The sequence below is a fragment of the Sulfobacillus thermosulfidooxidans DSM 9293 genome (assembly GCF_900176145.1).
GTDB classification, from domain to species: Bacteria; Bacillota; Sulfobacillia; order Sulfobacillales; family Sulfobacillaceae; genus Sulfobacillus; species Sulfobacillus thermosulfidooxidans.
This window is the reverse complement of sequence record NZ_FWWY01000001.1, coordinates 566,596-579,248: the sequence shown is the minus strand read 5'-3', so window position 1 is coordinate 579,248 and position 12,653 is coordinate 566,596. Positions and strand designations below refer to the sequence as shown.

At 48.0% G+C, this 12,653-nt stretch carries 9 protein-coding genes; 5 read left to right on the top strand and 4 right to left on the bottom strand.

Annotated features, from left to right (window positions below; translation table 11 throughout):
- Window positions 1–78 precede the first annotated feature (78 nt).
- Window positions 79–639, bottom strand: a complete 561-nt coding sequence (gene folE, locus B8987_RS03040; RefSeq protein ID WP_274532465.1) for a GTP cyclohydrolase I FolE — start codon at window positions 637–639, stop codon at window positions 79–81.
- Window positions 640–1,304: 665 nt separating this feature from the next.
- Entirely contained in the window at window positions 1,305–2,018 is a 714-nt protein-coding gene (locus tag B8987_RS03035) for a HisA/HisF-related TIM barrel protein (RefSeq protein WP_020376475.1), read from the bottom strand.
- Between the two features lie 471 nt (window positions 2,019–2,489).
- Between B8987_RS03035 and B8987_RS03030 the strand changes: the two genes are divergently transcribed.
- The 5 genes from B8987_RS03030 (at window position 2,490) to cydC (ending at window position 9,630) form a co-directional block, all read left to right on the top strand.
- Window positions 2,490–3,392: a diacylglycerol/lipid kinase family protein gene (locus B8987_RS03030; RefSeq protein ID WP_020376474.1), complete on the top strand. Its 903-nt coding sequence runs from the start codon at window positions 2,490–2,492 to the stop codon at window positions 3,390–3,392.
- A 244-nt stretch (window positions 3,393–3,636) separates the two neighbouring features.
- On the top strand, window positions 3,637–5,049 hold the full coding sequence (locus tag B8987_RS03025; protein WP_020376473.1) for a cytochrome ubiquinol oxidase subunit I: 1,413 nt from the start codon (window positions 3,637–3,639) through the stop codon (window positions 5,047–5,049).
- Between the two features lie 62 nt (window positions 5,050–5,111).
- Window positions 5,112–6,122: a cytochrome d ubiquinol oxidase subunit II gene (gene cydB / locus B8987_RS03020; protein ID WP_020376472.1), complete on the top strand. Its 1,011-nt coding sequence runs from the start codon at window positions 5,112–5,114 to the stop codon at window positions 6,120–6,122.
- On the top strand, window positions 6,123–7,889 hold the full coding sequence (gene cydD / locus B8987_RS03015) for a thiol reductant ABC exporter subunit CydD (RefSeq protein ID WP_020376471.1): 1,767 nt from the start codon (window positions 6,123–6,125) through the stop codon (window positions 7,887–7,889). It abuts the gene before it with no gap.
- Window positions 7,855–9,630, top strand: a complete 1,776-nt coding sequence (gene cydC / locus B8987_RS03010) for a thiol reductant ABC exporter subunit CydC (RefSeq protein ID WP_020376470.1) — start codon at window positions 7,855–7,857, stop codon at window positions 9,628–9,630. Before cydD ends, cydC begins: the two co-directional genes overlap by 35 nt.
- 39 nt (window positions 9,631–9,669) lie before the next feature.
- On the opposite strand, the gene B8987_RS03005 is transcribed toward cydC, so the two are convergent.
- Window positions 9,670–10,917 carry an NAD(P)/FAD-dependent oxidoreductase gene (locus B8987_RS03005; RefSeq protein WP_020376469.1) on the bottom strand — a complete coding sequence of 416 codons (1,248 nt, stop codon included), beginning with the start codon at window positions 10,915–10,917 and terminating at the stop codon, window positions 9,670–9,672.
- A 238-nt stretch (window positions 10,918–11,155) separates the two neighbouring features.
- Complete coding sequence (locus B8987_RS03000) at window positions 11,156–12,568, bottom strand: outer membrane protein assembly factor BamB family protein (protein ID WP_020376468.1); 1,413 nt, start codon at window positions 12,566–12,568, stop codon at window positions 11,156–11,158.
- Between the last annotated feature and the right edge of the window lie 85 nt (window positions 12,569–12,653).

Genomic DNA, 12,653 nt, shown 5'->3' with positions numbered 1-12,653 from the left:
AAAATTGCGGTATAACCTTATTAGGGGCTTGGACCAGCGTATGCTTTATTCGTTTTGGCGGTCGGCTGGTCCAAGTACTTATCCCAGTTTTAACATCCGCAAGATTTCTTGCTGGCGGTCGGGATCTTCATATGCTCCGCGCGATGCAATGGTCACCGTTTTGCTGCCCGGTTTCTTGATGCCTCGCATGGTCATGCATAAGTGTTCCGCTTCAATGACCACCATAACCCCAGCCGCATCAAGATCGTTCTCTAAAGTATCCGCAATAATATTGGTCATCCGTTCTTGAATTTGGGGTCGTTTGGCGACTAAATCGACCAATCTAGCCAGTTTTGATAAACCGGTCACAACGCCATGGCGGGGGAGATATGCCACGTGTGCCTGGCCGAAAAAGGGCAAAAGATGGTGTTCGCAAGCCGAATAAAACGGAATATCTTTCACTAATACCACTTCATTGTGATCCACATGAAAACGGGCCGATAAGACTTCGGAAGGATCACGGTGAAGTCCTGAAAAAATTTCTTCGTACATCCTGGCGACGCGAGCAGGGGTATCTTGTAATCCTTCCCGGTCTGGATTTTCCCCAATAGCTTCGAGTATCATACGAACAGCTTGTTCGATCTTTTCATGATCCACCAGGGGTGCATCTGACTCTTTAACAATCTCTGGCGGAGTCACAGCGAGCACACCATCTCCTGATTTTGACGTAGCTTTTTTCGAACGCAAAGACTGCGACATAAACAATTCCTTCTCTCTTCTGGACTATTCATCCCGGGAAACATTCGGCCGGTAGAATATTAGTGCCCAAATCAACTGAGGTACTTTCTTAATCATCAACCTCTATGGTACCGCAAAAGTGGTATTGGGATCATCGTCCATCTCAGTCATTTGTGATGATGCGCACGAGAAAACCCACCAAGCGGTTCCCTTCGTTATAGGGGCGTGGAATAGCCCATGAGCACGAGACCAGAGGGAGAGTAATTTTATAGGGGACCTGGGCACATGATTATGCCGCATATCTTTTAGGCCGGGTGCTACACAGTGATCAGAAATAACCCCTGCCTAACAGGCCCAAGCCATTTAAAAATGGGGGGAATCCCGTGTGTCCTCGTACATGACTTTTAATGCTTGATGCGTAATCGGACACATTTCGAGGGCCTGCTTTCGGGGATGGTAGGTTGGACATCGAAGCAATGGGATGGTACAGAAGACGATTAAAAATTAGTCGAGCATTACGATACACTTGGGGTTGTGCTCACAAAGGCGAAAAATTCTCCAGTGTACCCCAGAAATTATAAGAGATCTTAAGCGCTCATATGGGCTCCAGCACGCTGGATGTCTTCAGCAATCCTGTCTACCCGTAACGATCCATCATGAAGGGCACGGCTAATAAACGCGCCTTTAGCCCCCGCCTGATACATCGTTACAAGTTCGTGACTGTGGTGAATTTGGCCGGAAGTCCAAATAGTAAAACCGTCTTGGGTAAGTTTTTCAATGAGGCGTAAGTTGGCTGGCTCAGCCATGGTGTATGGGCTTTGGGCAACTAGGACCAAATTGTGCAGTCCTGCTTCCTTGGCATGGATAATATGTTGATCGATACCGTTTCCGTTTTCGACCGGGATACTGCCCCAGATTCGGGGTAAGCCGACAGCCCGAACAACTTTGTGAAGTAATAGGGGATCGGCCAGCAATGATCCCACCACAATATGCGAGGCTCCGTACGATAGACGTTCTTTGGCGGTGCATACATTGTGAATACCGCCACCCACTGAGACCTGGGCACTTTTGTTCATGAGAGCCAATAAAAGCGCCGGGACGACAGATGCGCGACCTTGTGCCGCATCTAAGTCGATGACATGAAGTTGGTGTGCTCCTTGTTGAAGCCAATGGAGGGCAAGAGATAAGGGATTAGCTTCGATTCCGTGGCAACGGATAAAGTGGTCGCCCTGCCACCGGATAACACGGCCTGAAGAAATATGCATGACCGGAACGATATTGAATGGGGATGGAGTTGACACTTTCCGCACCTCCGGAATTAGTAGATTTCCTGTTAAATCTAATATATGTTAGAACTCTGCGATATGCAAATCATATTTGTTAGTTTTGTATCGGTCAAACAGAAAAACTTAACAAATAAAATAAATACATGTAAGGTTTTCGGCTCTGCATCCCATACTCTAGGTTTATTATATGCTAATTATCACCAAGTAATAATACTGAGTAATAAATTACCTGAAAATTTTGTGGGGGAAATACCCCGGTAATTCTCCGTGATGGCCGGTAACGTAAGGATTGGTCGAACAAGATTTTGAGTAAGAAGCAGCGAAGAAGGATAGCCTAATGGCCGTTAACCAGCAAAAAGGCGATGATGATATTTGCGCCGCCAGGGGAATTTCCGGTTAATATAGTATTCAACAAGGCCAACATGATGGGTGGTGTGATCCGTCGACGTCATCAGACAGACATTTCGGGAAGAGCCAACGGCTCTTGTGGTTAACCCTCATTCCCGAACCGGACGTGAGCGATTTGCCGAAGTCAAGAAGGCTCTTGCTAATGCGTTAAATTTGGTGGAAGCCACCTTACCAGAAGATGAAAAGGCGTTTCGGGAAGCCATTGATTCCTATTACCGTGCCGGAATTACCCGTTTTTTGATAGGTGGGGGCGATGGGACTCAATCAGCAGCGGCAAATATTTTGGCGCATCGGCCGGTGGTGATGGGGGTATTGCCCCTAGGAACTGGCAATACCTTCTTTTCGGGATTGAATTTACCCACTTCTTTGTCGCAACTTATCCCGATCTTAGCCAATGGGCCCGTGGTGCCGATTGATCTTGGATTAGCACAAAGCGGGTCACATCAACGTTACTTTTTAAATACAGCCACCTTAGGAGTCAGCGAACGTCTCACCCAGTTATTAACAGCCGAATCTAAACGCAAATTAGGGTGGTTGGCATGGCCCAAGGGCGTGCGCAAAGCCATTATGCAAACGCCGGTTTTTCAGGTGCGCCTGGAATATTGGAATCGTGTCGATGTCTTTCGTACCCGTCAATTGATTGTCGCCAAAGGTCGTAATCTGGCAGGACCCGTATTCATGCTGGATCATGCTTCCTATCAGGATGGCCGGCTGCATGTATTTAGTTTAGGAGGGCAAGATTGGTGGTCCCTATTTAAAGTCGCGAGCCGTCTTCTTATTGGCCGTCAAATTAGTGACCGCTCGGCGCATTATTGTGCTGTAAAAGATATTCTCGTCACAGCAGAACCGATTATGGCGATTGATATCGATGGCGAGGTATGGGAAAAGACTCCCTGCCGGTTTTCAGTGCAACCACGAGCGCTATCGGTGATTGGGCGTTTTAATTCCCATGTTGTCAATTTGAGCCCAAACATGTCATAATAGTTCCAACGATCTAATCCGAGATGAATATCCCTCCTTCTGAATTGGGCTTTGTGAATTAGCTCACAACGACTAACTGTGGTATATTCCTCCCCTGCAAAAATCGAATGCATGCTAGCACCGATAGGTTCTGAATCCTTTGGCACATCTATGTTATACCTGTAATAGCGATTTCGCGAAGATTAAATCCTATCAGCACGAATGTTAAGGAAATGGCCAACATTGGTGCAGGGGAGGGGAAAGCATGACTCAATTAGGTTGGGCCGAATTACAGTTCGGAGTGACAACAGTATTTCACTTTTTCTTTGTGCCGGTCACAATTGGATTGGCCTTTCTAATCGCCATTATAGAAACGATATATGTTCGGACGAAAGATAAGGTCTATCGAGATTTGGCGAAATTTTGGGGACATTTGTTTCTCATTAACTTCGCCGTGGGTGTGGTGACCGGGTTACTCCAGGAATTTCAATTTGGTTTAGACTGGGCCACTTATTCAAAGTTTGTGGGCGATGTTTTTGGTGCCCCTCTAGCGGTTGAAGCTCTAGCAGCCTTCTTCTTGGAATCGACCTTTATTGGCGCTTGGGCTTTTGGGTGGGATCGTTTATCCGCACGGGCTCATGCCGTCACGATTTGGTTAGTCGCTTTGGGGACGAGTTTATCAGCATTTTGGATTTTAACCGCGAACTCGTGGATGCAAGAACCTGTGGGATATGTGATTCGGGATGGTCGGGCTGTTATGACGAGTTTTGGCGATATTTTGACCAACCCGCAATTATGGGTGGAATTTCCCCACACGGAAATCGCCGCGATTTTAACGGGTTCTTTCTTCATGTTATCCATTAGTGCCTACCAGATTTGGCGGAAGAAAAATGTGGAAGCTTTTTCCCGTTCGTTTAAGATTTCCACAATTGTTGCCGCTATTACCAGTGTTTTGGTGATTGTGATTGGTGATGCTCAGGCAGCACACTTGGTAAAAGCTCAACCCATGAAACTGGCTGCTGCTGAAGCGTTGTGGAATACCAGTTCACAGCATGCTCCATGGAGTGTGGTCGCGATCATTGATGCGAAGAAGCACACCGATCCATTCCAGATTCAAATTCCTGAGATGTTAACGATCTTAGCGTACAAACGTCTTTCGGGGGCTGTAGAAGGTATTAACCAAGTGCAAGCCCAGATGGTGCATCAATATGGTCCGGGAGATTATATCCCTCCAGTTGCTGTAACGTTCTATTCATTCCGTACCATGATTTTCGCGGGAACCGCTATGCTTGCGCTAGCCTATTATGCGCTGTACTTGTTGAAGAAAAATCGCTTTACGCAAAAAACATGGTTTCTTAAGGTGCTTACCTGGGCGATTGCCTTGCCGTATTTGGCGAATTCCGCTGGGTGGATCATGACGGAAGTGGGACGTCAACCATGGGTCGTTTATGGGTTGCAGTTAACGGAACAAGGCGTTTCTCCTACGGCTTCTGTCCCGGCGCTTGATATCGAATTGTCTCTACTTGGATTCTTAGTCTTTTACAGTGCTATGGCTTATGCGGCTGTTCACTTGTGGAAGAAAGCGATCGCAGAGGGTCTTGATCCCGATCCGGAATTGCAGCACAAACCCACCGAATCGAGTGATCTATTTGTTGGAACCGGTGGGGTTGCACGGTAAACCCCACCTCATCCTTCAAGATTTTCTGAGCAAAACAACATGCCAACAAAGAAGGTGAGATCATGTGGTTACGTGAATTATGGTTTGTGTTGGTGGGCATACTTTTTACCGGATATTTCATTCTGGAAGGATTTGATTACGGCGTTGGAATGTTGCATCCGTTCCTCAATCATACCGATCTCGAGCGGCGGGCATCCTTAAATGCCATTGGACCTATTTGGTCGGCCAATGAGGTCTGGCTTGTCGCCGCGGGTGGTGCATTATTTGCAGCATTTCCTTATTGGTATGCCACGATGTTTAGCGGGTTTTATTTGGCCTTAATTCTCATTTTGTTAGCCCTGATTGTGAGAGGCGTAGGATTGGAATATCGCAGTCAGGACAAAAGTCCGAAATGGCGGGCAACCTGGGACTGGCTCATTTTTTCGGGATCGTTGCTCACCACAATTTTATGGGGCATGGCCTTTGCCAATTTAGTCCGTGGGGTCCCAATTAATGGGCACATGGTTTATGTGGGTAATTTCGGAACGTTGTTTAATGGCTTTAGCTTATGGGCGGCATTAACCTTTATCTTATTGTTCTTAACTCAAGGAGGAGCCTACCTGGCTATTAAAGGGGATAGCCGTTCTCGCAAGCATGGTCGAATGGTGGCTCAAAAGACGGTATGGCCAGCACTTATAGCGCTGGTGATTTGGTTTGTCTGGATGGATCGGTTGCCGAGCTCTTTGGGCCATGTGGACTCTCTCGCCATTGTTTTGCAAGTGGTGGCCGTGTTGGCATTGATTTTGGCGCGATTCGCATCGTACCTAACCAAAAACGGATGGACGCTTGTATTGTTTAGTGTGTCCATTGCCTCCACTACCTTTAGTATTTTCCGGATTTTGTTTCCGCGGGTCATGGTATCGAGTCTTAACCCGGCCTGGAGTTTGACGATTTATAACGCATCGTCGACGAGCTATACTCTTGATATCATGTCCGTGACCGCTTTAATCATTTTGCCCATTATTTTGGGGTATCAAAGCTGGTTATACTGGACCTTCCGTAAGCCCGTAAATGACGAGGAGCTGGGGTATTAAATGAATCCGCGGTTGTTGAAAGAGGTCAAATCCGTACGCATGCTACTCGGTCTCGTCGTGCTTCAAGGCGTGCTGAGTGGAATCTTGATTATCTTTCAGGCGTATGACCTTGCTGATATTGTCAACCGCGTATATCTAGATCACCAGGGATTCGTCCACGTTGAGCATACGATATGGAGTTTACTGGTCATCATTATCGCAAGAGCGCTCCTGACTCTTTTTGGAGAGACAGGAGCGCTCAGCTTAGCAACAAAAATTCAGGCGCGGCTACGTTTGCAATTAAGCCAGCGCATCTTAGATGCCGGGCCTTTATATGTCAACCGGGAACAGACCGGAGAACTTGTCAATACCGTGATTAAAGGGGTAGAGGATCTCGAACCCTATCTGGCCCGTTACATTCCCCAAGTAGCAATTACTGGTTTAGTACCAACAATTATTTTAATTGAGGCGTTTGTTAAAGATTGGATTACCGGGGTGATTTTGCTCGTTACCATCCCGTTAATTCCCTTTTTTATGATTCTCATCGGCCGTCAAGCCGAATCGAAGACCCAAAAGCAATGGGAAATGTTGAGCCGGTTGAGTGCCCATTTCTTAGATGTTTTGCAAGGGTTAACCACATTAAAATTACTGGGTCAAAGTGGACATCAAGCCCAGGGAATTGAGAGGGCCAGTGATGAATTTCGGCGGGCAACCATGGCTAGCCTACGTATTGCGTTTTTGTCTGCCCTGGTACTCGAAATGCTCGCTTCTTTAAGTATGGCGATGGTCGCGGTGGGCATCGGACTCAGACTAATTCCGGGCTTGATTTCATTTCAAACGTCCTTTTTCTTGCTCGTCTTGGTTCCCGAATTTTATTTGCCGTGGCGGATGCTAGGAACCCGTTTTCACGACGGGTTAAACGGCATGGAAGCGGCTAAGCGAATCTTTCAAATTTTAGATGCCCCGCCTTTAGCCGAGTCGCATGGCACGGTGCGGCTCGAGGATGTCGACCATCCTTTAGTGTTTGATCAGGTGTCTTTTCGCTACGAAGACCGGGAGCAATCAGCTATCGAAGACATTCGCGCGGTGGTTCATCCGCATGAACGGATCGCGATTGTTGGACCGAGCGGCGCGGGGAAGAGTACTTTATTATCCCTGGTCATGGGCTTTGCTCAACCCTCTCAAGGGACTATTCGTCTAGGAACGATTTCTTTGCAAAATCTTGACTTATTGTGGTGGCGTCAACAGATCAGTTTTTTAACCCAGAACCCGTATATTTTTTCGGGTACCTTACGCGACAATTTGTTGATGGCCAATCCCAAGGCGTCGGAAGACCAGTTGGAATACGCGTTAGAAATGTCAGGGGCCATGGAATTTGTGAAAATGTTGCCTCAGGGCCTTGATACCTATATTGATGAAAAAGGACGAGGACTTAGCGGGGGGCAAAAACAGCGATTAGCTATGGCGCGAGCATTCTTAAAGGATGCGCCCATTGTACTCATGGATGAGCCGACCGCCAATTTGGATCCGGAAACCGAGTCTATTTTATGGCAGTATTTAGAGAAACTGTTAGAAAATCGCACGGCTTTGGTTGTGGCACACCGGTTATCCACGGCGAGACGACTTGACAAAATTTGGGTGATGAATCAGGGACGACTGGTACAACAAGGCACATTGCGAGAACTCGAAACGTCCCACGGGTTGTACCATGAGTTGACGCGAGCATACCGGGCATCCAGTCAGGAGGGATTATATGCGGCGCTATCTCAGCATGCTAAAACCTTATAAATGGTGGGTCGTTTTAGCGTTGTTGATGGGGACCTTCACGGTGGGCGCCAATATGGGACTTATGTCCACTTCGGCGTATCTAATCGCGAAGGCCGCTCAGCATCCCTATACCATTTTGCTGTTATGGGTGCCCATTGTGGGGGTCCGATTCTTTGGCACGTCGCGTGGTGTGTTTCGATATCTTGAACGGTATATTTCTCATGACGTTACGTTCCAGCTTCTCAAAGAATTGCGGGTATTTGTGTATCGGCATCTAGAGCCTTTGATCCCCGGTAAATTGGGATCGTATCATTCCGGCGATTTGCTGAGCCGCGTGGTTGGGGATATTGATGTGCTGCAAAATCTCTATCTCGGTCTTTTTTCTCCTCCCATTATTGCTATCTTGACCTTTGTAATGGCGGTCGCTTTTATGAATGTCTTTGGGTACCCTCTCGCAATGGCTCTGGCGGTCTTTTTGTTGGTGAGTGGCTTCGTCGTGCCCTTTTTGACACAGTGGATGGCAAACCGGACGAGTGGGGCGATGGTCAGGGCCAGGGCGGCATTAAGTACGGAACTGGTGGAAATTATTAACGGCAATACGGATATTTTAGCTCTGGGACAGGAAGCTAATCACCTCAATAGGTTGCAGGCGTCTATCCAGCAATGGACGAAGCGGCGGATGTTCTTGCATTGGATTAGTGGATTGGGTGCGGCCCTCATGCAGGGTTTGAACAACGGGGCTATGTGGATGATTTTGGTGATTGGCATTGCACTAGTGAGTACGCATCATTTGGCTCCGGTGCTCTTGCCTGTGGTCGTGTTATTAAGTTTGGCCAGCTTTGAGGCCGTTAACGCGCTTCCAGCAGCCTTTCAATTTCGGGGACAGGTGGCTGAAGCCGCCTTGCGCATTAATGAACTGGTGGATGAAAGACCTCCAGCGAGATCGGGGACGGTAAGGGCCGAGGATATTCTTCAGCAAGGGAATCCCCCAACGGTGGCCTTTGACGATGTGCATTTTGCTTATGGGCAACATGGCCCAGAGATTTTACGCGGCATGCAGTTTACGATTGCTGCCGGAACGCATGTGGCCATTGTCGGACCCAGCGGTGCTGGAAAAACCACTGTGGCCGGTATCGTGTCGGGGTTATGGCCTTATCAACATGGGCAAGTGCTCTTTAATGGGGTAGCTTTGGACGAAGTGTATCCCCAGGATCTCGCCCATCTAGTTTCGGTAGTGGAACAAGAACCCCATTTGTTTAATACCACGTTACGACAAAATCTTCTCTTGGCTAATCCTGATGCCACCGAGGCGCAACTGATGGCTGCTGTGCAGATGGCTCAATTGTCTGAACTCGTCTCGACACTGCCTAAAGGTCTTGAAACGGTGGTCGGGGATCAGGGTGCGCAATTATCTGGGGGAGAACGCAAGCGTATTGCTATTGCCCGAGTGATTCTTCAAAATACCCCGATTGTGGTAATGGATGAGGCGACCGAAGGACTCGATGCTTTAACAGAGCGAGAAATTATTCACGCATTACGCAAGTGGGCTGCACACAAAACCATGATATGGATTACGCACCGCCTATCGAATCTTGATGCGTTTGATGGCGTGATTGTTCTGTCTCATGGAGAAGTTGTGGAATCTGGACCGGCCAAAGACTTAGTGCGGCAAAATGGGTTGTTTACACGAATGCTGATTGCCGAAGAGCAAAGTGTAACATGGACCGCGGCCAAGACACCCCATCATGTCGCCTCGGTGTAAGCTGTGAACGCTCAATAAGCACTTTTTGAACGGGAAATCCTAGGAATTGCGGCCTTTGATATTGACATGACCGAGCACCGATTCCAACCCGGCCTGCACCAAATCGGGTGGCAAGTGCCCATGGGAGTAGAAATAATAGCTGTCAAATGACCATTTCATCAGATGCGCACTAACTCCATGCAGCGCGATATCGGTTTTTCCTCCATACATGGTGTTAGATAAAATGAGTGTCGCTTCACTGCCACCTTCATACATAATACAAAAGACTTCCGGCTTGTAGAGGGGGACCTCTCCGGTATTGGTGAGTTCCCGGATAACCGTAGCGGCGGAAATATCTGCTTGAATAATCGCTAAATGTCCCAGTTTTGGTAGGGTTAAAGCATTGACATCTCCTGCGGCAAAAATGTTGGGATAGGATAAATGGCGCATGGCATAGTCGGTCGGTACATATCCCTTATCATCGCCTAGCCCTGAATATTTAATGAGAGTTGGACCGGTATAGGGCGGGATAACTATGGTCAACGCACTGGGCAATTCGGTTCCATCCGAAAATTGAACCGAGTGTTCGGTAATGGCTTTAATGTTCTTGCGAGGATAGACAGTAACTCCCCGTGTATCGAGGCGTTCACGTAAAATATGGTGAACGGTCGTTCCCACATCTTCGAGAAATTCATGACCAGGAGTAAAGAGAGTGATCGTACTTTTTTGTCGTTTGTTCAGCCGCCGAAGGTCATGGTCTAACATAAAGGTAACTTCTCCCATAGGTCCTTCGCAGGCGATGTCTAAATGCGGAACATGTACACTATGTCCCCATTCCGTTTTTGCAGCTCCAAGAACAATCGGCCCACCTTTGAACTTTTGCAAAGCAGCATGTAGTCTTGGCGCCTCAATATCATCACAGACAGAGTATCCAAAATGGCGGTAACCTTCGATGGCGTCATAATCTTTGACAATGCCGGTAGTGATGAAGAGATAGTCATAGGGCAGTTGTTGGCCATTGGATAGGGCCACCGTTTGTTTCATCGGATCAATATATTGCGCGGTGGCTTGAATAAAGCGAGCTCCAGCGCGGTCCGCAATCGGCTGCAATTTATGGCGAAACATATCAACTGGCGTTCCCACTAAAGCGACATCGGGCATGCCAGGCTTTTGCAATGTATAATCTCGGGAGTCGACTAAGGTGATATCCGCATGGTGATATAGGGCGTTATGCAAACGATATAGTATGCGAAGACCGGCAAACCCTCCCCCAAGAATCACCATTCGTGTTTGCGGCATTCGTTCCATAAGACTAACTCCTCACTCGAGAAACAGCGAGAAGGTTCTGCATAGCTCGCTGGATCTATTTCGATTTGGCCATAATTCATGATACCATTATTTCTTTTCCTATTCTCTTCCGTCAATAACACGCAACCGGTAAACAACCTTGCGGGATATTCGTCATAAACTGATAAAATTCCTGCAAGACAACAAGAAACCGCAGGATAATGGCCTGCGGTAGAGAAAATCATTAGGTGGACCGGGATTACGGAATTAAGTGCGATAGGGGGACCGCAATGACATAGCCCCAACCGTTGGTGACAAAGACGGTACCGCCGACAACAACGGGATCGACAACGCCGAAACTTCCGCCGATTTTGACATTGCGGAGCAATTGTCCAGTGTGCGCATCAAGAACACTCAAATACGGCCCGTTTGGCACAATGAGATAGCCATCCACATAAGTGCCGGCTCCATGGGAGACTTTGGGCAAAGGCGTTTGCCAAAGAATTTTGCCAGTCTTGGCATCGATGGCTAGTTCGTCATGGGTAACAGGCGACAGGTTATAGACAATGCCGTCGTGTTCCATGAGCGCGGCACTGCCCTTGAACGGTGGCGTGGGTTTGCCAGGGCCTAGAATGTCTTGCCAGACTAATTGTCCTGTTGCCGCGTTCAGGGCAAAGATGCTTTGTTCTTCTTGGGTTGCCGTCCGGTTTACAACGCCTTCATCGAACACTAGCCCTAAACGGGGAGAAACGGCTGGGGTCGCTTCACCGAGCCCATTGGCACTGAGGTTATTAGGGGCAAACTGCCATAAAATTTTTCCTGTGTTGGCGGAAATGGCATAAAGATATCCGGGATCGGTTCCGCCTGTCAAAATCTCGGTTTGACCATTTTGGGGATTTGTCCACCAGTTAAGCGAATCCATGTTATTGAACGAATGGATCGTGGTCTTCCACAATTCCTGGCCTGTTTTCACATTGAGAGCATAGACATGGCCGCCCCCAGTTGCGAAATAAATGGCATTATGATAGACCACGGGCGTCGGCATGACTTCGCCTAATGTGGGGAAGGTCCATAAGGGTTTGCCCGTTTTTTGACTAAAGGCTTCAACACCCGAGAAACTGTAGCCGCGAATTACCGGTTTGCCTGCTTTGTATACCGGTAACTGTCCATATTGAAACCCTGCGTCTCCTATGCCAATGAGCACTTCGCCATCAGCAATCAACGGATTGGACATATTGGCGTTTACCGTGGTGTTGGCCCATAAAACGTGCCCATTTAACGCATTGAGAGCATAGACATAATGGGTGTTGGTATCGGCGTAGACGACACCATCGACAACGGATGCGCCTACTGGGTCACCAAATTGGTGATTGGTAGCAATACCGGCACCTGTGGGGCCGAGCAAGCTTTCGTCGATAGGAGGCGATGAGAGGCTCGGTAATCCTTCAAATTCCCGAAATTGCCAGGAAACCCCTTTGTTAAGCAATTTATTGGGCGTATTAAATACCGCATTATGCTGTTGATTATAGTCAAACGCGGTCCATTGACTTGGACCTGCCGCTAGTGGGGCAGGATGATGAGGGGCGCCTAAAGAGGAACCCACAGTTCCACATCCTGCTAACGCTAATGATAAGACAGACCCAGCGACAATTCGCATAGAACGATGCACCATCCTAAATCCCCCCTAATAATCAGAAAAATTAATAATCATCCATCATAAAAAGGTTACGAGAGAATGGGAGGATTTGGATGCACGA